This window comes from Pseudomonas rubra (assembly GCF_028656935.1).
GTDB classification, from domain to species: Bacteria; Pseudomonadota; Gammaproteobacteria; order Pseudomonadales; family Pseudomonadaceae; genus Aquipseudomonas; species Aquipseudomonas rubra.
In genome coordinates, this window is record NZ_JAMDGZ010000001.1 from 62,313 (window position 1) to 83,428 (window position 21,116).

20 protein-coding genes are annotated in these 21,116 nt (G+C 62.2%); 7 read left to right on the plus strand and 13 right to left on the minus strand.

The window, feature by feature from the left end; all coding sequences use genetic code 11:
* Positions 1-45: 45 nt before the first annotated feature.
* Positions 46-426, minus strand: a complete 381-nt coding sequence (locus tag M5G17_RS00290; protein ID WP_273891051.1) for a Mor transcription activator family protein — start codon at positions 424-426, stop codon at positions 46-48.
* A 627-nt stretch (positions 427-1,053) separates the two neighbouring features.
* On the opposite strand from M5G17_RS00290, the gene M5G17_RS00295 reads away from it, so the two are divergent.
* Positions 1,054-1,242 (plus strand): hypothetical protein, encoded by a 189-nt coding sequence (locus M5G17_RS00295; protein ID WP_093384931.1) that lies wholly within the window; start codon positions 1,054-1,056, stop codon positions 1,240-1,242.
* Positions 1,243-1,279: 37 nt separating this feature from the next.
* On the opposite strand, the gene M5G17_RS00300 is transcribed toward M5G17_RS00295, so the two are convergent.
* On the minus strand, positions 1,280-1,666 hold the full coding sequence (locus M5G17_RS00300) for a fe2+ zn2+ uptake regulation protein (protein ID WP_273891053.1): 387 nt from the start codon (positions 1,664-1,666) through the stop codon (positions 1,280-1,282).
* 221 nt (positions 1,667-1,887) lie between these two features.
* Between M5G17_RS00300 and pvdQ the strand changes: the two genes are divergently transcribed.
* On the plus strand, positions 1,888-4,212 hold the full coding sequence (gene pvdQ, locus M5G17_RS00305) for a bifunctional acylase PvdQ (RefSeq protein ID WP_273891054.1): 2,325 nt from the start codon (positions 1,888-1,890) through the stop codon (positions 4,210-4,212).
* Positions 4,213-4,267: 55 nt separating this feature from the next.
* Here the strand turns inward: pvdQ and trhP are convergent, their stop codons facing one another.
* Positions 4,268-5,587 carry a prephenate-dependent tRNA uridine(34) hydroxylase TrhP gene (gene trhP / locus M5G17_RS00310; protein WP_273891055.1) on the minus strand — a complete coding sequence of 440 codons (1,320 nt, stop codon included), beginning with the start codon at positions 5,585-5,587 and terminating at the stop codon, positions 4,268-4,270.
* Between the two features lie 122 nt (positions 5,588-5,709).
* On the opposite strand from trhP, the gene M5G17_RS00315 reads away from it, so the two are divergent.
* The gene (locus M5G17_RS00315; RefSeq protein WP_273891056.1) at positions 5,710-6,774 is read left to right on the plus strand and encodes an AI-2E family transporter; all 1,065 of its coding nucleotides are present in this window, start codon (positions 5,710-5,712) and stop codon (positions 6,772-6,774) included.
* On the opposite strand, the gene M5G17_RS00320 is transcribed toward M5G17_RS00315, so the two are convergent.
* Positions 6,771-8,828 (minus strand): TonB-dependent receptor family protein, encoded by a 2,058-nt coding sequence (locus M5G17_RS00320; protein WP_273891057.1) that lies wholly within the window; start codon positions 8,826-8,828, stop codon positions 6,771-6,773. The genes M5G17_RS00315 and M5G17_RS00320 overlap by 4 nt on opposite strands.
* 205 nt (positions 8,829-9,033) lie before the next feature.
* Between M5G17_RS00320 and M5G17_RS00325 the strand changes: the two genes are divergently transcribed.
* The 3 genes from M5G17_RS00325 to M5G17_RS00335 are packed head-to-tail and all read left to right on the plus strand — an operon-like array spanning position 9,034 to position 10,029.
* Positions 9,034-9,288, plus strand: a complete 255-nt coding sequence (locus M5G17_RS00325) for a helix-turn-helix domain-containing protein (RefSeq protein WP_273891058.1) — start codon at positions 9,034-9,036, stop codon at positions 9,286-9,288.
* Between the two features lie 32 nt (positions 9,289-9,320).
* Positions 9,321-9,689 carry a head completion/stabilization protein gene (locus tag M5G17_RS00330; protein WP_273891059.1) on the plus strand — a complete coding sequence of 123 codons (369 nt, stop codon included), beginning with the start codon at positions 9,321-9,323 and terminating at the stop codon, positions 9,687-9,689.
* Complete coding sequence (locus M5G17_RS00335; RefSeq protein ID WP_273891060.1) at positions 9,682-10,029, plus strand: putative holin; 348 nt, start codon at positions 9,682-9,684, stop codon at positions 10,027-10,029. The genes M5G17_RS00330 and M5G17_RS00335 overlap by 8 nt, the downstream gene beginning before the upstream one ends.
* Here the strand turns inward: M5G17_RS00335 and M5G17_RS00340 are convergent, their stop codons facing one another.
* Positions 10,030-10,434 (minus strand): helix-turn-helix domain-containing protein, encoded by a 405-nt coding sequence (locus tag M5G17_RS00340; RefSeq protein ID WP_273891061.1) that lies wholly within the window; start codon positions 10,432-10,434, stop codon positions 10,030-10,032.
* A gap of 272 nt (positions 10,435-10,706) precedes the next feature.
* On the opposite strand from M5G17_RS00340, the gene M5G17_RS00345 reads away from it, so the two are divergent.
* A complete protein-coding gene (locus M5G17_RS00345) occupies positions 10,707-11,027 on the plus strand; it encodes an Ogr/Delta-like zinc finger protein (protein WP_273891062.1) in 321 nt (106 codons plus the stop codon).
* 60 nt (positions 11,028-11,087) lie between these two features.
* On the opposite strand, the gene nuoN is transcribed toward M5G17_RS00345, so the two are convergent.
* Genes nuoN through nuoG form a run of 8 tightly spaced genes read right to left on the minus strand, consistent with a single transcriptional unit; the run spans position 11,088 to position 21,088 of the window.
* A complete protein-coding gene (gene nuoN / locus M5G17_RS00350) occupies positions 11,088-12,557 on the minus strand; it encodes an NADH-quinone oxidoreductase subunit NuoN (RefSeq protein WP_130264061.1) in 1,470 nt (489 codons plus the stop codon).
* A 7-nt stretch (positions 12,558-12,564) separates the two neighbouring features.
* Complete coding sequence (gene nuoM / locus M5G17_RS00355; protein ID WP_273891063.1) at positions 12,565-14,097, minus strand: NADH-quinone oxidoreductase subunit M; 1,533 nt, start codon at positions 14,095-14,097, stop codon at positions 12,565-12,567.
* Positions 14,098-14,136: 39 nt separating this feature from the next.
* Positions 14,137-15,990 (minus strand): NADH-quinone oxidoreductase subunit L, encoded by a 1,854-nt coding sequence (gene nuoL, locus M5G17_RS00360; protein ID WP_273891064.1) that lies wholly within the window; start codon positions 15,988-15,990, stop codon positions 14,137-14,139.
* On the minus strand, positions 15,987-16,295 hold the full coding sequence (gene nuoK, locus M5G17_RS00365; RefSeq protein WP_028944232.1) for an NADH-quinone oxidoreductase subunit NuoK: 309 nt from the start codon (positions 16,293-16,295) through the stop codon (positions 15,987-15,989). Before nuoK ends, nuoL begins: the two co-directional genes overlap by 4 nt.
* A gap of 4 nt (positions 16,296-16,299) precedes the next feature.
* A complete protein-coding gene (gene nuoJ, locus M5G17_RS00370; protein ID WP_038996050.1) occupies positions 16,300-16,800 on the minus strand; it encodes an NADH-quinone oxidoreductase subunit J in 501 nt (166 codons plus the stop codon).
* 9 nt (positions 16,801-16,809) lie between these two features.
* Positions 16,810-17,358: an NADH-quinone oxidoreductase subunit NuoI gene (gene nuoI, locus M5G17_RS00375; RefSeq protein WP_009400993.1), complete on the minus strand. Its 549-nt coding sequence runs from the start codon at positions 17,356-17,358 to the stop codon at positions 16,810-16,812.
* Between the two features lie 11 nt (positions 17,359-17,369).
* Entirely contained in the window at positions 17,370-18,377 is a 1,008-nt protein-coding gene (nuoH, locus tag M5G17_RS00380) for an NADH-quinone oxidoreductase subunit NuoH (RefSeq protein WP_038996049.1), read from the minus strand.
* Positions 18,374-21,088: an NADH-quinone oxidoreductase subunit NuoG gene (nuoG, locus tag M5G17_RS00385; protein WP_273891065.1), complete on the minus strand. Its 2,715-nt coding sequence runs from the start codon at positions 21,086-21,088 to the stop codon at positions 18,374-18,376. The genes nuoH and nuoG overlap by 4 nt, the downstream gene beginning before the upstream one ends.
* Between the last annotated feature and the right edge of the window lie 28 nt (positions 21,089-21,116).

Below are 21,116 nucleotides of genomic sequence, written 5' to 3' on the forward strand. Positions count from 1 at the left end.
CTGTGCGGGTTGGGGGTTGCTGGTGATTACTGTGGTGGGTCTTGCTCAGCGGGCCTCGGCTTCCTGGCGGCGGATGTTGCCGATCTGGCGCAAACTCAGGCCGTATTTGTTGGCCAGCATGCTGCGTGACTGGCCATTGGCGCTTTCGCGCTGGATTTGCTGATTGCGCAACTGGCGCAGAAAGTGGTCCACCTTGGGGATCTCCAGGGCCATGCCGGCGAAGCGCTTGATCAGCGCATCCAGCGCCGGGGCGGGCAGAACCTGCGCCAGGGCGGTTCGTTCGCGATGCTTGGGGATGTACTTGGGACGCCCGCCATAGGCACAGGTCAGGTTGTAGGCGTTTTCGATGCCCAGGCACTCGATCAGCATCTGCAGGGAATGCGGCAGTTGCTCGATATCTATTTGCTTGAGGTCGCTCAGTTCCATGATGACTTCCTTGTAGGCGATAGGTTGGCACGCAGATGCTTGAACATCCGTGCCAAGCGGTTCGAGCCATTCCAGGCAGCATCAACACCACGTTGTGCCTGTCTAGCTTGAGCTGGATTCTCGGCCAGCGGGTAGAACGGAGGCTAGGCAGCAAGTGGGGCGGGGAAGGTGGGCTTTGTGCATGCTGTTTGTAGGCCTTTTGGGTGGCTTCAGTAGGCATGGGGCACGGTTTACGCCGCGAGGCCTTGATTACTGGGGGCTGCCCAAAACAAACCCCGGCCTGGTTGCGCAACCCATGCTCAACCGCAGGGACGGGCCAGCAGCATGCTGACCTGCTGCTGGCGTTGTTGGCCAGTGCAGTGCCCAGGTTCTTGAGCACGCTGGAGGGCAGGTTTCCGGTTGGAAAGGCGTGGGCCTTGAGGGTGCTACCCCGCAGTACCAGGCAGCGCAGCAGGATGCGCATGAACATGGTTGTTGTCCGCCCGTCTGGGCATCAGCCCGGGACACCATGTTGGCCAGGCCCAGGTGTCGACAGAAGCGGGAAATTGTCCGCTGGTTGGCACATGACGATGTATCATGCGCACGGCCCACGTCGGGCCTCTTCGCCGATGTCGCAAGGAACTACCCATGACTCAAGGTCAACGCCTGAAATATTCCATCCTGATCTCCCTGCTGGTGCTGGGGATCATGCTCGGATTGTCGTACCTGCAAAAGCAGGGGACGATCAGTGAGCAGGTATTCCAGTACATCGCCATTGCGGTGGCGGTCGTTGTGGTGGTGGTCAACGGCATCATGCGGCGCAAGGTCAAACCCTGAGGCCGCAAGCGCGGCCGGCTGCTGGCCGGCCGGGCGCTCAACGCGAAATGGCTTGCTCCAGCACCGTACGGGCCTGGGGGTTGAGGCTGTAGCACTTGTCGCTGCCCAGGTTGATCACGCCTTCGGCACACAAGCGCTTGAGCACTTCGCGAACGCTGAGGAACGACAGCGGAATATCGAGCTGTTCGAGTTGGCTGTGCACCCCGCGTACGCCAATGCTGCGGCCATTGCGATCGGCCACGTGCAAGGCATCGATGACCTTCAGGCGGATCAGGCTGGTGCGCAAGCCAAAGGCCTTGAGCAGCTCGCGGATGTGTTCGTTGCCAGCGCGCTCGTACTCGCCGGTGGTGGTTTTCTCAGTCACCGGTTGGCTGTGGCTGTGCCCAGTTCCAGCTATTGCCGCTGACTGTTGCTGGTTGTACATGTGAATGCTCCATTTCGTGGCCGGTCCGTGGCCTATCCAGGTAAGCAAAAGTGTTTGCCTACACCTATAAGACGAATGAGCGCGGCAAAACTGCAGTACCCGGCGAAAAAAATCTGCAGGTTTACCTTCTAATGACGAATTAACCGGGCTGATCCGGTAAATTTTTCCAATGAATTTCGTTCAGTCAGGATGATCTTTCCCCTGATGAAGCCGGAGTTCGCGTGATCAAGCCTCATTCCTTTGCAAGCCTCTGTGTGGCCGGGTTGCTCGCCGGGCTCAGCCTTCCAGCCCAGGCTCGGGTGGCGGTGGGCGATGCGTCTGCCGAGATCCGCCGCACCAGCTTCGGGGTTCCGCACATTCTGGCGCGGGACGAGCAGGGGCTTGGCTATGGCATCGGCTACGCCTATGCGCAGGACAACCTCTGCCTGCTGGCTAATGAAGTGATCACCGTCAATGGTGAGCGTTCACGCTATTTCGGCCCTGGGGAGCGAACCTTCGAGCAGCGCGAGAACCTGCCCAGTGATGTGTTCTTCACCTGGCTGAACCCACCCACGGCGGTGTTCGGCTTCTGGCAGGCGCAACCACCGGCGATGCGCGCACGCCTTGAAGGCTACGCCAAGGGTTACAACCGTGCGTTGGCCGAATTCAAGGCGCAGGGGCAGGGCCCTGAGTGCCTGCAGGCGCAGTGGCTGCGCCCGATCACGACGCTGGATTTGGTCAAGCTGACGCGCAGGCTGCTGGTCGAAGGCGGCGTCGGCCAGTTTGCCGAGGCGTTGGCCGGGGCCACCCCACCTCATGTCGCCGCCCAATTGCGCCCGGATCTTGGCGCCGCCCAGGCGCGTCAGGATCAGTTTGCCGTGGAGCGCGGCAGCAACGCCGTGGCGGTTGGCAGCGAGCGTTCGTTCAATGGCCGCGGCATGCTCCTGGCCAATCCGCACTTCCCCTGGGCCGGTGGCATGCGCTTCTATCAGATGCAACTGACCTTGCCAGGCGCGCTCGATGTCATGGGGGCGGCGTTGCCCGGGCTGCCGTTGATCAATATCGGTTTCAACCGGCACCTGGCCTGGACCCATACCGTCGATACCTCCAAGCACTTCACCCTGTACCGGCTTGAGCTGGACCCCAAGGACCCGACCCGTTACCTGCTCGACGGCAAATCGTTGCCGCTGACCCGCCAGCGCCTGAGCGTGACGGTCAAGGGCGACGACGGTCAGCTCAAGACGCTGACCCACGATGCCTACAGCTCAGTGTTCGGCCCGATCGTGCAATGGCCCGGACGCCTGGACTGGGACAGCCGACATGCTTTCAGCCTGCGTGACGCCAACCTGGAAAACACCCGGGTGCTGGAGCAGTGGGACAGCATGAACCGCGCCGATAGCCTCAAAGGTCTGCAAGCGACGGTGCAGCGCTTGCAGGGCATTCCCTGGGTCAACACCCTGGCAGTAGATGCCAAGGGGCGGGCGTTGTACCTGAACCAGTCGGTGGTGCCCTATGTCGATGCCGCCTTGCTCGCTCAGTGCAGCGACCCGGCAGCGGGTCAGGAGATGATCGTGCTCGACGGCTCGCGCAGTGCCTGTCACTGGAAGGTCGACCCGCGCGCCGCGCAAGCCGGCATTTTCCCGGCGCAATTGCTGCCGAGCCTGAGCCGCACTGATTTTGTCCAGCACTCCAACGATTCGGCCTGGATGGTCAACCCTGCCGCGCCGCTGCGTGGGTACTCCGCACTGGTCAGCCGTGACGATCAGCCCCTGGGCCCGCGTAGCCGCTTTGCCCTGCAGCGCCTGGCGAGCCTGAACGAGAAGGGCAGGATCAGCCCGGCCGACCTGCAGCAGATGGTCATGGACAACCAGGTCTATGTCGCCGAGCTGGTCATGCCCGACCTGCTCACGTGGTGTGCAGGACAAGGGGCCGACAAGCAGCTCACGGCACTATGCGCCAGCCTCAAGGCCTGGGACCTTCGCGCCAACCTCGACAGCGGCATTGGCCTTGTGCACTTTCAAAACATCATGGAGGCGTTGCAGAACCAGCAGGATGTCTGGCGGGTCGGTTTCGATGCCAAGGACCCGCAGCACACCCCGCGCGGGCTTGCCGTTGATCGGCCTGAAGTTGCCCGAGCCCTGCGCGAGGCGGCCCTGGTCTCTGTGGCAGAAGTGGCCAAGGCCGGCGATGGCGCGGGGCTGCGTTGGGGGCAAATCCAGCAGGCAGCTGACGGTACGCCGATCCACGGCGGTCCGGCTAGCCTCGGGGTGTACAACGCGATCCAGAGCGTGCCGGTCGCACCGGGCAAGCGCCTGGTGGTCAGCGGCACCAGTTACCTGCAAGTGGTGACCTTCGATGATCAGGGGCCGCATGCCCTGGGCATGTTGGCGTTCTCCGAGTCCAGCGAAGCAGGTTCGGCCCATTCTGGCGATCAGACCCGGGCGTTCTCGGCCAAGCAGTGGCAGGTGATACCGTTCACCGAGGCGCAGATCAAGGCCGACCCGCAGTATCGCCTGCAGGTGATTCGCGAGGTTGAGGGGGCGACCGTGGCCAAGTCTGCGCCATGATCCAAGGTTTGCACCGCTCCTGTGGGCGATGCGGCGACCCGACTTGCCTCGCGATTCACTGCGCCAAATCCCTGAGCAACAAGCCGAAGGCCAGATCGACCTGCTCAGGGATCGGAAGGTACACCGTGTGCCCATCCCCGGGCGCCACGTCTATCGCAGCGCCCTGGCGATCGTGCAACTGATGCAGGTCGAAGTGGTAGTTGCCCTTGGGTGTCATCAGTTCCAGGTGGTCACCCACAGCAAAGCGGTTCTTCACCTGCACCTGCGCCAGGCCGTTGACTCGCTCACCGCTGAGCTCGCCAACGAACTGCTGACGCTCGGAGACTGAATTGCCACGTTGATAGTTCTGGTACTCATCATGCACATGCCGACGCAAAAAACCTTCGGTATAGCCACGCTGGGCCAGTGACTCGAGGTTGAGCATCAGGTTGCGGTCAAACCCGCGCCCGGCCGCGGCATCGTCGATGGCCTGGCGATAGACCTGGGCGGTGCGTGCGCAGTAGAAGTGCGACTTGGTCCGGCCCTCGATCTTCAGCGAGTGCACACCCATGCGCGACAGCCGCTCGACATGCTGCACCGCACGCAGGTCCTTGGCGTTCATGATGTAGGTGCCGTGCTCATCTTCGAAGGCGGGCATGTCTTCATCGGGGCGGTTGCTTTCCTGCAACACGAAGACCTGCTCGGTCGGCGCGCCGAGGCCCAGGGTCGGTTGCACCTCGCGGACGATTTCCCCGGTGATGTTCTCGCGGGCCGCAGTGGCCTTGTACTGCCAGCGGCAGGCATTGGTGCAGCTGCCCTGGTTGGCGTCACGGCGGTTGAGGTAGCCCGAAAGCAGGCAGCGGCCGGAATAAGCCATGCACAAGGCGCCATGGACGAACACTTCCAGCTCCATCTGCGGCACGTGCTGGCGAATTTCTTCGATCTCCTCCAGCGACAGCTCGCGCGACAGGATCACCCGGGTCAGGCCCTGGCTGCGCCAGAACTCGACGCTGGCCCAGTTCACCGTATTGGCCTGCACCGACAGGTGAATCGGCATCTGCGCGAAGTGCTGGCGCACCAGCATGATCAGGCCGGGGTCGGACATGATCAGTGCGTCCGGGGCCATGTCGATCACTGGCGCCAGATCTTTGAGGAAGGTCTTGAGCTTGGCGTTGTGCGGGGCAATGTTGACCACCACATAGAAACGCTTGCCCTGGGCCTGGGCTTCCTTGATGCCCAGCGCCAGGTTGGCGTGATCGAATTCATTGTTGCGCACGCGCAAGCTGTAGCGCGGTTGCCCGGCATAGACGGCGTCGGCGCCGTAGGCGAAGGCATAGCGCATGTTTTTCAGCGAGCCGGCGGGGGCGAGCAGTTCGGGTTTGGCGAAATGGGTCATGATCAGGCTGCGGCAAAAGGCGCGGATGCTACCCCGGTTGCGCTCGACAGCTATTGATCTGCATCAACGGCACTTTTGCCACTGCCCGGCGCACTAACGAATACAACACACTAGGAGCGCACATGAACGAAACCGTCATGCAACACAAGGCGCTGCTGCTGTTGCTGGTGCTGGTCACCCTCGCCTTTATCTGGATCTTGCTGCCGTTCTACGGCGCGGTATTCTGGGCGGTGATCCTTGCGATCGTCTTTGCCCCGTTGCAACGACGCCTGCTGGCCCGCCTGGGCTGGCGGCGCAACCTGGCCGCGGGGCTGACCCTGTTGATCTGCCTGGTGATCGCGATTTTGCCGGTGATCATCATCAGTACTCTGTTGGTGCAGGAGGGGGCTGCGCTGTACAAGAACATCGAGAGCGGCGAGCTGGACCTGGCGGCTTACATCGAACGCTTCAAGAATATCCTCCCGGCCTTCGCCCAGAATGTGCTCGAGCGCATGGGCATGGGCGATCTTGCGGGCCTGCGCGACAAGATCACCAAGGGCGCCCTGCAGGGCAGCCAGTTTTTCGCCACCCAGGCTTTCAGCTTTGGCCAGGGCACCTTCGATTTTCTGGTGAGCTTCGGCATCATGCTCTACCTGCTGTTTTTCTTTTTGCGTGACGGCGCCGAGCTTGCGCGCAAGATCCGCACGGCAGTGCCGCTGGCCGAGCAGCAGAAGCGTCGCCTGCAACTGAAGTTCAACCGCGTGGTGCGCGCTACGGTCAAGGGCAACCTGCTGGTAGCGGTGACCCAAGGCGCCCTGGGCGGGATTATTTTCTGGATTCTGGACATCCCCAGCGCCCTGGTCTGGGCGGTGCTGATGGCCTTCCTGTCGCTGTTGCCAGCAGTAGGGGCAGGGATCGTCTGGGCGCCGGTGGCGGTGTACTTCGTCGCCACCGGCGCCTTCTGGCAAGGTGTGGTGCTGGCTGTTTTCGGCGTGTTCGTGATCGGCCTGGTGGACAACGTGCTGCGCCCGATCCTGGTCGGCAAGGATACCAAGATGCCCGACTACCTGATCCTGGTCTCGACCCTGGGCGGCCTGGCGGTGTTCGGCCTCAACGGCTTCGTCATCGGGCCCTTGATCGCCGCGCTGTTCATGTCCAGCTGGGCAATCTTTGTCTCGACCAAGCCGCAGGTGCAGTTGCCCAGTTAACGGAAGCTGTACGATACCCCGGTATACACCGCAAATCCTTCGCCCGGGGTCGAGCGGGCAATGTCCAGGCCCTTATCGTCATAGCCAGGCGTGACGGTGGCGGCATAGCGCTTGTTGGTCAGGTTGCGCAGGTCCAGCCAGGCCTGCCAGTCCTGTTTCGGTGCGTTGTAGCCCAGGGTGGCGCCGAGAATGGCATAGGCGTCGGCCGGGTAGCTGTTGGCGTAGTCGACCTGGACCTTGGAGGCCATCTGCGTGTTGATCCCGGCATACAGGCCACTGGGCAGGTCGAAGCGCAGTTCGGCCTGGTAGTAGTGCATGGGGATGCCTGGCAGACGGTTGTCGCCAAAGGTTTTATCGTCGCGGTAGTGGAAGTCGCTGAAGGTATAGGCCTGGCGCAGGCTCAGCTTGCCGACCGCAGCGCGCTCCCAGAGCAGGCTGTCGAGGCCGGCTTCGACGCCCTGGTGGACAGTGGGGCTGGCGTTGTATTCCTTGGCGGGCATCCCCTGCACGATCTCCACGGCTAGCAGTTCATGGCGCACCTGCGAGTAGTACCAGGCAAGGTCCCAGTGGCCGATTGCCGAATCGCCGCGGGCTCCCAGTTCCAGGGTGGTGGCGGTCTGATTCTGCATTTCGATCGGCTGGGTGGTGCTGGTCGAGCTCCAGATCAGCGACCATGGGTGTGGCGGTTCCACCGAGCGGCTCAGATTGCCATAAACCTGCAACTGCGGGTTGATGTCGTAGCGCAGGCCCAGGCGCGGGGCGTAGTCCCAGTCATGCTGGCTGACTTTGCCGCCGTTGTCGGGGTAGGTCACGGCACTTTCGCGACGGGTGTAGATCATCGCCAGGCCGCTGGTCAGCCACAGGTCGGGGATCAGCTCCAGGTCGTTGCTCATATGCAGGACAGTGTCCGAGCCCTGGTAGGTGAAATCACGGATTTTCGCACCGAACACGCCATTCACCCGCGCGTATTGCGAAGCACCGCTGTTGGGCAGGTGCTTGGTGGTGCGCCAGCCGACGGTGGTTTTGCTCTCGTGTCCAAAGAGGGTGTGGCGGCGCTGATAGTTCAGGGTACCGCTGACGTCGCTGTAGGCGACCTTCAGGCGCATCGGGCCTTCGCGCAGGTCCATCGGATAGTCGTGATAGACAAGGGCTGCTTCGAGTTGCGAATCGTCATCGAGGTAGAAGGTGGTCTTGTTTCCCAGCCAGGTACTGCCCGGTTGCGGGCGGCTGTCATCGCGGCTCAGGTAGGACGGGTTCGCCGCACGCGGATCATGCTTGATCTGCGCCTTGGTCAAGCGCCCGGCAAGATCGTTCTCGGTCTCTCGATAACGCAGGTAGAAGCGGGTTTCCAGGTTCGGGTTGAAGCGGTAGCCGACGTTGGCGGCGATGCCCTTGCTGCTGCCGCTGCTGTGATCCTGGTAGCCGTCGTACTCCGAGTCGGTCAGCGCCACGTAGTAGTCCAGGTCGCCCAGGACCTGGCCGGAGCTGATCTGGCGCTTGGCATAGCCACGGCTGCCCAGCTCGTAGCGCAGTTGCAGCGGTGCGGCGTCGTGGCCGGTGTGGGTGACATAGTCGATAGCGCCGCCCAGGGCCAGCGAGCCCTTGTCGAAACCGTTGGCGCCGCGTAGCACTTCGGCGCGGCTTAGCCACAGCGGTTCGAACAGCTCATAGGGGGTGCCGCCCGGGCCGGTCAACGGCAAGCCATCGAACATCGTGTAGACGCCCGAGCCATGGGCGCCGGGTGCACGGTTGATGCCCGAACCACGGATCGACAGTTTGATGCCATCGTTGCCGGCCGACTGGGCGAACACCCCCGGTTGGTACGCGAGCACATCCTGGTTGCTGGCGACCCGGCCTTGCTCGACCCGCTGCATGTCGATCAGGTTGCTGGCGCCGGGCACCTGTTGCAGGCGTTGGCGAGCGTCCTGCAGCTCGCTGTGCTCCTGTTCGTGGATCAGCACCTGGCCGAGCTCGATGCTTTCGTTGGCGTAGCTGGAGGTGCTGCAGGCGACCAACAAGGCCAGGTAGGTACGAGGGGGCAGAGGGGAACGCATCGGGGCTCCGAGTCAAGGCGCAAAGGGCTATTGGCATGTCAGACGCTCGAACGGGCGAGCAGAGCACGCGGCGTTGTTCTGCGCGGTTTTGTAGGCTGGCGCGGGACAAATGCCGCAGCTCGCCTGCACTGTCGCGCTCTTCGTATGGTGGACACCTTTCCTTTCCGCCCCGGGCTTCCCGGGGTCGTCCATACGGAGACTGACCATGCCTGCATGTTTGCCAGTAACACAGAGCAATACAGACGCTAACGATTCCCCCATCTATCTGACCGGCCGGGAGGAGCAAGTATTGCTCTGGTGTGCCTATGGCAAGACGTCATGGGAAATTGGCCGGATCCTTCAATGCACGGAATCGACCGTGAACTTCCACATCGGCAACATCCTGCGCAAGTTTGCGGTGAACACCCGCGTCGGCGCCGTGATCAAGGCCCTGCGATACGGCATGTTGCGTCACCAATAATGGCGGTGAACGTACAGTTTGAGGAGCACGTCATGCATGACGAAGTCTGTTCAGCGGTCGCTGATGGTGTTTTGTCTCATCAGGATCCGTTCTGGCCCAAGGTTGAGGTAAAGGTCTTGCGCGAGCACTTGCGCCTGACACCGGCAACCAGCGATGCACGGCTCAGGGTGGCTGCACACAGTGCAATGATCCAGGTGGCCAGGGAGTTTGCCCAATGGCGCTGGCAGCTGCGTGACCGGGGGTACAAGCAACTGGCCGATCTGTGCGACGGCGACAGTTGTTCATTGAATTTCTGCTATTTGCGCGCCCTGGTCGAGCACACTCGCAAGGCGCTGCAGGCGTATCGCCTGAGCATTGACCTTGAAGCGCCTGCCGGGCCTGGCGAGGTGGGGGATGAGTGATGCGACCAGTGCCAACCTCTCCAGTATGTTCGTCGGCCTGGGCCTGGCGTTCTCGGTACCGGTGGTGGACGGCGATGCCATTTTTGGTGCGCTGCTGGGTGCCTGGCTGGTGGTCAGTACCCGCGGGGCATTGAAAGTCTGGCAGCGTATTGGCTCGCTGCTTCTGTCTGCCGGTGTCGGCTATCTGTTCACCCCTTTGGTACTGCTGACGGCGCCCTTTTTGTCGAACGGTGTCGCGGCGTTCATCGGTTCGGTCGTGGTGATTCCGATTTGCATCAAAGTGATGATCTGGCTGGACTCAGCCGACCTCAAAGACATCCTGCAGCGGCTGCGAGGTTGATCAAGGTGTTTGAGCTGCCGGGACAATCAGGCCGCACAACTGCTCGAGCTTGTCTTCCAGCACGCGCAGCCGTTGCTTTTCTTCAATCATCAGCGCGATGACCTGCAAGTCAGCTGCGCTCAGGCTACGCAATTGTGCCAGCAACTGCGTTTCCAGGTCCTGGCTGGGCTGGTCTGTTGCTGGGGGGCGCCGTTGCGGACCTTCGCCGAGCAGCAGCCAGTCCAGGCAAATGCCGGATCGGGCGGCAATGTCTATGCAGATCGCGTAAGGGATGCTGTTGCGTCCTTTCCAACTGCTGAGGGTTTGCGGGCTGACTCCCAGTGCATGGGAAAGCCCGGAATCGGTGCTGGCGGCGGTGATGAGTTTGAGTCGGCTCAAGACGGCAGCAAAATCTTGGTTACTCATTTTGTGTATCCGAAAGGCCTGTTGATATAATTTTCCGTAATAAAATACGCAAATTGAGTAATCTTATTCTGTAACATTCAACGCCACTTCAAAGGAACAACTTCAATGATGAAAAGAAAACATGAGGCGAAGACAAAATCCTACTTAGATCTGTCGGGAAGCTTACAGCAGATTAGCAGGTTGATGAACGAGGCACGGACGGGCAAAGGGGCTACCACTGTGGCTTTTCCAGGTTTCATTCCGGTGGCAGCTGATTGCTCAGGGAGGCGCCGTTGAGTACCTACAAACTGGTATACCCTCACTGCAAAGGCCGTATGCGTATACGCACCAGTGAAGGGCGTCATATCTTTCTTCGAATCGCGTATCTGCAATGCACTACCGAGGCGTGTGGCTGGTCAGTACGGGCCGAGTTCGAAATGACCCATGAGTTGTCACCCAGCGGGATGCCAGACCCGCAGGTCTATCTACCCCGTGCCAATGGCGAGGTGCGCAAGGCCGCACTGGAACCTGGCCTGCTGAAAAAGCCTGGCCTGCGCGCGCGCAGAGCGTCATCAGTCAAGGCGAACAAGGCCCTTGGGCCCAATTGCGCCTGAGTGACAAGGCGAAAACGAAAACACCCCGCCGAGGCGGGGTGTTTGTCATTGCAGCAGTGATCAGCCGATCAGTTGCAGGCCAGCATGCTGAACCATGTCCAGCAATGGCTGCGGGTACACACCCAGCACGAAGGCGAGGATCGCGATGGCCAGCAGCATTACGCCGCCGGTGCGCTGTTCCCAGTTCAGCGGGGCGTCGTGGCGACGCAGGTTTGGCTCGATCAGGAACAGGGTGACCATCACGCGCAGGTAGTAGAACACGCCAATGGCGCTACCGATCACCAGGGCACCGACCAGCCACCACAGCTGCGACTCGACGCCGGTGGCGATGATGTAGAACTTGCCGATGAAGCCTGCGGTCAGCGGAATACCGGCCAGCGACAGCATCATCACGGTCAGTACCGCCGTCAAGTACGGACGGCGCCAGAACAGGCCGCGGTACTCGTACAGGGCGTCGGCGTCACGACCGTTGTACGGCGAGGACATCAGGGTGATCACACCGAAGGCACCGAGGCTGGTGATCACGTAGGTGACCAGGTACACGCCGATGGCTTCCACAGCCAGGCCCTTGCTCGCCACCAGGGCGATCAGCAGGTAACCGAAGTGGGCAATCGAGGAGTAACCCAGCAGACGCTTGAGGTTGCTCTGGGTCAGCGCCAACAGGTTACCGATCAGGATCGAGGCCACGGCAATCACCGACAGCACGGTGGTCAGCACGCCACTGCTGGCAGCAGGGGAGAGCATGAACAGGCGTACCACCACGGCGAACACGGCAACCTTGCTGGCGGTGGCCAGGAAGGCGGCAACCGGTGCCGGAGCACCTTCATAGACGTCCGGGGTCCACAGGTGGAAAGGCACCAGCGACAGTTTGAATGCCAGGCCGACCAGCATCATGCCCAGGCCCAGCTGGGCGATCATGCTCGGCATGCTGGTGGTTGCCAGGGCCTTGCCGATACCGTCGAAGCTCAGGCTGCCAGCGTCGGCATACAGTAGCGCCATGCCGAACAGCAGGAAGGCGGAACCGGCGGCCGAGAGCACCATGTACTTGATGCCGGCTTCCAGCGAGCGCTTGTTGAAGAACGCATAGGCGACCAGGCCGTAGACCGGTACCGACAGCAGCTCCAGGCCAATGAACAGGCCCGCCAGGTGTTGCGCACAGACCAGCACCAGACCACCCAGGGCAGCCATCAGAATCAGCAGGTACAGTTCTTCGCGGTTGCCCGGGTAGCCCTTGCCGCCATCACCCAGGTAAGCATGGGCGAGGGTGACGCAGGCCAGGGTGGCGACCAGGATCAGCGCCATGTACAGGCAGGCGAAGTTGTCGATGGTCAGCAGCGGGGTCACTGCCAGTGGCGCAACCTTCAAGCTCGGGATGATCGACAGCAGGGCCAGGTTCAGGCCCACGGTCGACAGCAGGAAGGTTTGCGAGTGGTTGCGGCGCCAGGCGATCGCCAGCATCACCACGACAGTGGTGATGGTGAGGATCAGCAGCGGCGCAAGCGCGATAAAGTGTTGAATCGTCAGGTCCATAGCGCTCTTACCGGGCCGAAGCGAGTTGAGTGAAAGCGGAGCCGAACCACTGCTGCACACCTGTCATGGTGGCGGCGGAAGTGTCGAGGAACGGCTGCGGGTAGACGCCCAGCAGGATCAGCAGGCCAGCCAGGCCCAGTACCATGATCAATTCGCGGGTATCCATGCCAGCCAGGACTTCATCCGACTTCGACGGGCCGAAGTAGGCACGGTGAATCATGATCAGCGAGTAGACCGAACCGAACACCAGGCCGCAGGTAGCGATGACGGTGATCCATGGCGAGACGGCGAAGGTGCCGATCAGGATCAGGAATTCACCCACGAAGTTACCGGCGCCCGGCATGCCGAGCGAGGCGGCGGCGAAGAACAGGCTGACGGCTGGCAGGTAGGCGATACGGTGCCACAAGCCGCCCATCTGACGCATGTCACGGGTGTGCAGACGCTCGTACAGCTGGCCGCTGAGGATAAACAGCGCCGCAGCCGAAATGCCATGCGCCAGCATCAGAATCACTGCGCCTTGCAAGGCTTGCGGGCTGCCGGAGTAGATACCGATCAGCACGAAGCCCATGTGGGACACGCTGGAGAAGGCGATCAGGCGCTTGATATCAGTCTGGGCGAAGGCCAGGAACGCACCGTAGAAGATCCCGATCAGACCCAGGGTCATGGCTATTGGTGCGAATTCGGCCGAGGCGTTGGGGAACAGCGGCAGCGCGAAACGCAGCAGGCCGTAGGCCGCCGTTTTCAGCAAGATACCCGCCAGGTCCACGGAGCCTGCGGTCGGTGCCTGGGCGTGAGCGTCAGGCAACCAGGAGTGGAACGGGACAACCGGCAGCTTGACCGCGAAGGCGATGAAGAAACCGAGCATCAGCAGGTACTCGGTGCCCGCCGGCAGGTCAGCCTTGAGCAACTGGGTGTAGTCGAAGGTGATTACCCCGGTGTTGCTGTAGTTGACCAGAACCAGGCCGAGGATCGCCACCAGCATGATCAGGCCGCTGGCCTGGGTGAAGATGAAGAACTTGGTCGCGGCGTAGATCCGGGTCTTCTTGCCATCCGAGGAACTGTGACCCCAGAGCGCGATGAGGAAATACATCGGCACCAGCATCATTTCCCAGAAGAAGAAGAACAGGAACAGGTCCAGGGCCAGGAACACACCGACCACGCCGCCGAGGATCCACATCAGGTTGAGGTGGAAGAAGCCTACGTGGCGGGTGATCTCTTTCCAGGAACACAGTACCGAGAGCACACCGAGCAGGCCGGTGAGCAGGATCATCAGCAGCGACAGGCCGTCCAGGGCCAGGTGCAGGCTGATGCCGAAGCGCTCGATCCACAGCACTTTGAACTCGTAGGCCCACTGCGGTGCGGCACCCGGCGCAGGGGCCAGGGTGTAGTCGCCGTTGGCCCACAGCCAAAGGCCGGTAGCCAGCAGCAGGGACATGGTCAGCAGCGCAATCCAGCGCGGCAGGGTGGCGCCGAAGCGCTCACCCAGCCAGCACAGCAGGCCGCCGATGAAGGGGATCAGGATCAGCCAAGGCAAAATCATGACGGGCTCAATTCCTTTCGCAAAGTCGCAAGGTTCATATCAGACCGCAGCCATAACAACGGCACCGAGAACAAGCACGGCACCTACGGCGATCGAAGCGGTGTACCAGCGCAGCTGACCGGTTTCGGTTTTGCTCATGGCGGCATGACCGCCTTTCGCCATACGCGGAATCAGGCCAATGCTGCGGTCAACCGGATCCTTGCGCAGGATGTGGGCGATCAGCAGGTAAGGTTTGACGAACAGCTTGTCGTAGACCCAGTCGAAGCCCCAGGCGGCGAACCACCAGGCCGACAGCACACGACCAATACTGCTATTGGCGATCACGGTGACCAGGCGACGCTTGCCCAAGAACAGCATAGCGGCCAGCAGGATACCGGCGATGGCGATGGCGCCCGAGGCAATCTCCAGGCTGTGCTTGGCTTCACCGCCGGCATGGCCGACGCTTTGCGGCAGCACGCCCGCAAGTGGTGGGGTAATCCAGGCACCGACGAAGGTCGACAGCACGATCAGCACACCCAGTGGCAGCCAATGGGCGATGCCGTGGCCAGCGTGAGCTTCGGTCTTGGCTTCACCGTGGAAGGTGATGAAGATCAGGCGGAAGGTGTACAGCGAGGTCATGAAGGCGCCGAACAGGCCGGCATACAGCAGGCCGTTGTTGCCGCTGGCGAAGGCTTCCCAGAGGATCTCGTCCTTGGAGTAGAAACCGGCGGTCAACAGCGGCAGGGCAGCCAGGGCCGCGCCACCGACGATGAAGCTGGCGTAGGCCAGTGGCAGTTTCTTCCACAGGCCGCCCATCTTGAAGATGTTCTGCTCGTGGTGGCAGGCAACGATCACCGCACCCGAAGCAAGGAACAGCAGGGCCTTGAAGAAGGCGTGGGTCATCAGGTGGAAGATCGCGCCTTCCCAGGCACCCACGCCCAAAGCCAGGAACATGTAGCCGATCTGGCTCATGGTCGAGTAGGCGAGGATACGCTTGATGTCGGTCTGAACCAGAGCCGCGAAACCGGCCAGTACCAGGGTCACGCCGCCGACCACACCGACCAGGTGCAGCACGTCGGGGGCCAGGGCGAACAGGCCGTGGGTACGGGCAATCAGGTAGACGCCAGCGGTGACCATGGTTGCCGCGTGGATCAGCGCCGAAACCGGGGTAGGGCCGGCCATCGCGTCGGCGAGCCAGGTCTGCAGTGGCAGCTGGGCCGATTTACCGACTGCGCCGCCGAGCAGCATCAGGGTCGCCAGGACCATCCAGAAGTCACCCGCCTGGAACTTCTGCGGGGCCAGCACCAGCAGTTCCTGAATGTTCAGGGTGCCCAGTTGCTGGAACAGGATGAACAGGCCGATGGCCATGAACACGTCGCCGATACGGGTGACGATGAAGGCTTTGAGTGCGGCGTTACCGTTGTTGCGGTTGCTGTAGTAGAAACCGATCAACAGGTACGAGCACAGGCCCACGCCTTCCCAACCGAAGTAGATGAACAGCAGGTTGTCGCCCAGGATCAGGAACAGCATGCTGGCAATGAACAGGTTGGTGTAGGCGAAGAAGCGCGAGTAGCCGGCTTCACCGCGCATGTACCAGGAGGCGAACAGGTGGATCAGGAAACCCACGCCGACGACTACGCCGAGCATGGTCACCGACAGGCCGTCCAGGTACAGGGTGAAGTTCGGCGCAAAGCCGTCCACCGACATCCACTGCCACAGCAGTTGGCTGTACGCGCCGCCTTCAGGCGGTGCGACGTTGAACTGCCAGATCACGTAGGCGGTGACGATGGCCGACAGGCCAATGGAGCCGACACCGACCAGCGCCGACAGGTTCTCGGACCAGCGACCGCGCGAGAACGACAGCAGCAGGAAGCCGATCAGGGGGAATACGAACGTCAGAAAGAGAAGGTTCATCCGCGCATCTCACTGGCTGCATCGATGTCGAGGGTGTGGAAGCGGCGATACAGCTGCAGCAGGATCGCCAGGCCAATACTGGCCTCGGCCGCTGCCAGGCTGATCACCAGGATGAACATGATCTGCCCATCCGGTTGCGCCCAGCGGCTGCCCGCGACGATGAAGGCCAATGCCGAGGCGTTCATCATGATTTCCAGGCTCATCAACACGAAAAGAATGTTGCGGCGCACCATCAGGCCAACGAGGCCGAGGCAGAACAGGATGCCGGCGACTGCCAGGCCATGTTCGAGAGGAATTGCTGGCATGTGATTACTCCTTCGCCTCGTTGCGGCCGAGGTGGAAAGCCGTCACCGCTGCGGCGAGCAGCAGCATCGAGGCCAGTTCCACCACCAGCAGGTAAGGGCCGAACAGGCTGATGCCGACGGCCTTGGCGTCAACGGTGGTGTGGCCGATGCCGGCGCCGCTTTCGCTGGCGAACAGCACGTACAGCAGCTCGACCAGCAGCAGTGCGCCAAGCACCACCGGGCCGAGCCAGATGCCCGGCTTGAGCCAGCCGCGCTCCTGGGCGACCGAAGCCGGCCCCAGGTTGAGCATCATCACCACGAAGACGAACAGCACCATGATGGCGCCAGCATAGGCGATCACTTCCAGGACACCGGCGAACGGCGCGCCGAGGGCGAAGAAGGTCATCGCCACGGAGATCAGCGAAATGATCAGGTAGAGCAGGGCGTGCACCGGGTTGGTGTTGGTGATCACCCGAAGGGTGGACACCACAGCGACACCGGATGCGAAATAGAAAGCGAATTCCATCTTTCTTCCTTAAGGGAGCAAGCTCTTCACGTTGATCGGCTCGGCTTCGTTCTGCGCGGCGCCTTTGGGCTTGCCGGCAACGGCCATACCTGCAACACGGTAGAAGTTGTAGTCAGGGTTCTTGCCGGGGCCGGAGATCAGCAGATCCTCTTTCTCGTACACCAGGTCCTGACGTTTGAACTCGGCCATTTCGAAATCCGGCGTGAGCTGGATCGCGGTGGTCGGGCAGGCTTCCTCGCAGAGGCCGCAGAAAATGCAACGGGAGAAGTTGATACGGAAGAACTCCGGGTACCAACGACCGTCTTCTGTTTCGGCTTTCTGCAGCGAGATGCAACCCACCGGGCAAGCCACGGCACACAGGTTGCACGCTACACAGCGCTCTTCGCCATCCGGGTCGCGGGTCAGGACGATGCGGCCACGGTAGCGTGGCGGCAGGTAGACCGGCTCTTCGGGGTACTGCAGGGTGTCACGTTTGCGAAAACCGTGAGAGAACACCATCACCAGGCTGCGCAGCTGGGTACCAGTGCCCTTAACGATGTCGCCAATATACTTGAACATGGGTCAAATCCTCACTGGGCCGCAACAGCTGGCGTGTTGAGCAACACAAGCGCAGCGGTCACCAGCAAATTGATCAGGGTCAGCGGCAGGCAGAACTTCCAGCTGAAGTCCATCACCTGGTCATAGCGCGGGCGCGGGATCGAGGCGCGCAGCAGGATGAACAGCATGATGAAGAACGCGGTCTTCAGGGCGAACCAGACAAACGACAGTTGCGGCAGGATGCCGAACGGGCCGTGCCAGCCACCGAAGAACAGGGTTACCAGCAGCGCCGAGATCAGGATGATGCCGATGTACTCACCGACGAAGAACATGCCCCATTTCATGCCGGCATATTCAATGTGGTAACCGTCGGCCAGTTCCTGTTCTGCTTCAGGCTGGTCGAACGGGTGACGGTGAGTCACGGCGACGCCAGCGATGAAGAAGGTGCAGAAGCCAAAGAACTGCGGAATGATGAACCACAGGTTCTGCGCCTGGTAGTCGACGATGTCGCGCATGTTGAACGAGCCGACCTGGGCGACGATGCCCATCAGCGCCAGGCCCATGAACACTTCGTACGACACGGTCTGGGCCGAGGCCCGCAGGCTGCCGAGCAGGGCGTACTTGTTGTTCGACGACCAGCCGGCGAACAGCACGGCGTATACCGACAGACCGGCCATGGCGAAGAAGAACAGCAGGCCGATGTTCAGGTCCGCGACACCCCAGGTCGGGGTGATCGGGATGATCGCGAAGGCGATCAGCAAGGCGCTCATGGCCACCACCGGCGCCAGGGTGAAGATCACCTTGTCGACGAAGGGTGGGTTCCAGTCTTCCTTGAAGAACATCTTCAGCATGTCGGCGGCGATCTGGAACATGCCGAACGGGCCGACGCGGTTCGGACCGTAACGGTCCTGCCACCAGCCCAGCAGGCGTCGCTCGACGAAGCTGAGCAGCGCACCGCAGACCACCACAGCCAGCAAGACCACGATGGCCTTGATGACGGTGATGATCACATCGATCACTTCAGGGGTGAACCAGGTCATTGTGCTGCCTCCTGCAGGCCTTCGACGGATGCACCGAAGATGGCTGGCGGAATGCCGGCCAGGCCTTTGGGCAGGGCAACCAGGCCGGCGCCCAGTTCTTCATTGATGCGCAACGGCAGACGCAGGGTCTGGCCTGCGACGTTCAGGCTGAGCAGGGCGCCATCGTTGACACCCAGGCGGTCGGCTTCGGCCTTGGCCAGGCCAACGTAGGCCTGCGGGATACGCTCTTGCACCGGTGCTGCGCGCGAAGAGTTCTCCTCGCTGCCGAACAGGTGGTAGAACGGCACCGCCTGCCAGGTACCGCGGGCCGGTGCGAAGGCCGCCGGAACGCTGGCGAACCAGTTCAGCTTGTCGCCCTGGGTTTCGATCAGGCGGGTACCCGGGTCGCCTGCGCGCAGGTGACCGCCGACCTCGTCCTGGAACTTGTTCCAGGCTTGTGGCGAGTTCCAGCCCGGCGACCAGGCGAACGGCACTTGCGAGCGCGGTTCGGCCGAACCCGAGTAACCTTCCATGGAGAAGGCGAACGGGGTGTCCTTGTCTTGCGGGGTACGCGGCTCGTGCACACTGATGTTGGCGCGCATGGCGGTACGGCCGGAGTAGCGCAGCGGCTCACGCGCAAGCTTCATGCCCTTGATGCGGAACGAAGCGGACGGCGCGGCGTTGACGATGCCGCTCAGTTGCGGCGTAGCGGCGGCGCAAGCGCTGGTGACGTGGTCCAGTTGGGTCCAGTCCACCGGCTTGTTGAGCAAGGTGGCACGCAGGGCGTGCATCCAGCGCCAGCCTTCGTGAACCAGGATGCTGCTGTCCATGTAGGTCGGATCGAACACCTGGAAGAAGCGCTGGGCGCGGCCTTCCTGGCTGACCAAGGTGCCGTCGCCTTCGGCGAAGCTCGCCGCCGGCAGCACCAGGTGGGCGCGCTCGCTGGTGGCGGTTTTCTGGTGGTCGGCAACGATGACCACCTTGGCGGCGGCCAGGGCAGCGTCGACCTTGGCAGCGGCAACGCGGCTGTACAGGTCGTTTTCCAGCACGACGATGGCGTCGGCACGGCCTTCGATTACTGCGTCCAGGGCGGCATCGATCGACTCGCCACCGAGCATGGCCATGCCGAGGCTGTTGGCCTCAGGAACCACCAGGCTCAGGGAGCCGTTCTTCTCACGCAGCTTCAGGGCCTTGGCGATGTTGGCCGCAGCCTCGATCAGGGCGTTGGAGCCCAGCGAGGTACCGGCAACCACCAGCGGACGATTGGCCGCCACCAGGGCGTCGGCGATACGCTTGGCCAGGGCCAGGGCTTCGGCGTCCAGGCCGTCGACGGCAGGCGCGCTCGGGTCGATGGCGTGCGCCACGGCGAAACCGATGCGGGCGAGGTCTGCAGGGGCTGCGTGCACGCACTCTTCAGCAACGTCATCGAGCTTGGTTTCGGCCAGGCTTGCGATGAACAGCGGGTACATGGCGTGCTGGCCGATGTTCTTCACCGCGGCATCGAGCCAAGGCTGAACGCGCATGGCATCGGCCATGGCTTCGGCCTTGCCTTTGACCGACTGGCGCAGAGCCAGGGCCACACGGGCAGCGGTCTGGGTCAGGTCTTCGCCGAGGACGAACACCGCGTCATGGTCTTCCATGTCGCGCAGGGTCGGGACCGGCAGCGGGCTGTCGTTGAGCACTTGCAGGGCCAGGCGCACGCGCGCCAGTTCACCAGCTTCCATGCCCGAGTAGAAGTGCTCGGCACCCACCAGCTCACGCAGGCCATAGTTGCTTTCGAGGCTGGCGCGCGGCGAGCCGATACCGACGATGTTGCGCCCGCGCAGCATGTCGGCGGCCTTGTCCAGGGCGGCATCCAGGCTCAGCTTGCTGCCATCGGCCAGCAGTGGCTGGCGTGGACGGTCTTCGCGGTTGACGTAGCCATAGCCGAAACGGCCACGGTCGCAGAGGAAGTACTGGTTGACCGAGCCGTTGAAGCGGTTTTCGATCCGGCGCAGTTCGCCGTAACGCTCACCCGGGCTGATGTTACAGCCGCTGGAGCAGCCATGGCAGATGCTTGGGGCGAACTGCATGTCCCATTTGCGGTTGTAGCGCTCGGAGTGGGTCTTGTCGGTGAACACACCGGTCGGGCAGACCTCGGTGAGGTTGCCGGAGAACTCGCTCTCGAGGGTGCCGTCTTCAACGCGACCAAAGTAGACGTTGTCGTGGGCACCGAACACGCCCAGGTCGGTACCGCCGGCGTAGTCCTTGTAGTAACGCACGCAACGGTAGCAAGCGATGCAGCGGTTCATCTCGTGGGAGATGAACGGGCCCAGTTGCTGGTTCTGGTGGGTACGCTTGGTGAAACGGTAGCGGCGCTCGTTGTGGCCGGTCATCACCGTCATGTCTTGCAGGTGGCAGTGACCGCCTTCCTCGCACACCGGGCAGTCGTGCGGGTGGTTGGTCATCAGCCATTCGACGACGCTGGCACGGAATACCTTGGCTTCTTCGTCTTCGATGGAAATCCAGCTGCCATCGGTGGCAGGGGTCATGCAGGACATGACGATACGACCACGGGTGTCGTTCTCGTCGGTGTATTGCTTGACCGCGCACTGGCGGCAGGCACCAACGCTACCGAGCGCCGGGTGCCAGCAGAAATAGGGGATGTCGAGGCCGAGCGACAGACACGCCTGTAACAGGTTGTCTGCGCCGTTGACTTCGAGCTCTTTGCCGTCTACGTGGATAGTGGCCATGGTTCAAAGTTCTTCGTTGGCCCGCGTC

Excerpts from the sequence above, each read along its gene's own strand:
- M5G17_RS00290 (WP_273891051.1), bottom strand. The coding sequence starts at position 426 with ATGGAACTGAGCGACCTCAAGCAAATAGATATCGAGCAACTGCCGCAT.
- M5G17_RS00295 (WP_093384931.1), top strand. The coding sequence starts at position 1,054 with ATGACTCAAGGTCAACGCCTGAAATATTCCATCCTGATCTCCCTGCTG.
- M5G17_RS00300 (WP_273891053.1), bottom strand. The coding sequence starts at position 1,666 with ATGTACAACCAGCAACAGTCAGCGGCAATAGCTGGAACTGGGCACAGC.
- trhP (WP_273891055.1), bottom strand. The coding sequence starts at position 5,587 with ATGACCCATTTCGCCAAACCCGAACTGCTCGCCCCCGCCGGCTCGCTG.
- M5G17_RS00315 (WP_273891056.1), top strand. The coding sequence starts at position 5,710 with ATGAACGAAACCGTCATGCAACACAAGGCGCTGCTGCTGTTGCTGGTG.
- M5G17_RS00320 (WP_273891057.1), bottom strand. The coding sequence starts at position 8,828 with ATGCGTTCCCCTCTGCCCCCTCGTACCTACCTGGCCTTGTTGGTCGCC.
- M5G17_RS00325 (WP_273891058.1), top strand. The coding sequence starts at position 9,034 with ATGCCTGCATGTTTGCCAGTAACACAGAGCAATACAGACGCTAACGAT.
- M5G17_RS00330 (WP_273891059.1), top strand. The coding sequence starts at position 9,321 with ATGCATGACGAAGTCTGTTCAGCGGTCGCTGATGGTGTTTTGTCTCAT.
- M5G17_RS00335 (WP_273891060.1), top strand. The coding sequence starts at position 9,682 with ATGAGTGATGCGACCAGTGCCAACCTCTCCAGTATGTTCGTCGGCCTG.
- M5G17_RS00340 (WP_273891061.1), bottom strand. The coding sequence starts at position 10,434 with ATGAGTAACCAAGATTTTGCTGCCGTCTTGAGCCGACTCAAACTCATC.
- nuoN (WP_130264061.1), bottom strand. The coding sequence starts at position 12,557 with ATGGACCTGACGATTCAACACTTTATCGCGCTTGCGCCGCTGCTGATC.
- nuoM (WP_273891063.1), bottom strand. The coding sequence starts at position 14,097 with ATGATTTTGCCTTGGCTGATCCTGATCCCCTTCATCGGCGGCCTGCTG.
- nuoL (WP_273891064.1), bottom strand. The coding sequence starts at position 15,990 with ATGAACCTTCTCTTTCTGACGTTCGTATTCCCCCTGATCGGCTTCCTG.
- nuoK (WP_028944232.1), bottom strand. The coding sequence starts at position 16,295 with ATGCCAGCAATTCCTCTCGAACATGGCCTGGCAGTCGCCGGCATCCTG.
- nuoJ (WP_038996050.1), bottom strand. The coding sequence starts at position 16,800 with ATGGAATTCGCTTTCTATTTCGCATCCGGTGTCGCTGTGGTGTCCACC.
- nuoI (WP_009400993.1), bottom strand. The coding sequence starts at position 17,358 with ATGTTCAAGTATATTGGCGACATCGTTAAGGGCACTGGTACCCAGCTG.
- nuoH (WP_038996049.1), bottom strand. The coding sequence starts at position 18,377 with ATGACCTGGTTCACCCCTGAAGTGATCGATGTGATCATCACCGTCATC.
- nuoG (WP_273891065.1), bottom strand. The coding sequence starts at position 21,088 with ATGGCCACTATCCACGTAGACGGCAAAGAGCTCGAAGTCAACGGCGCA.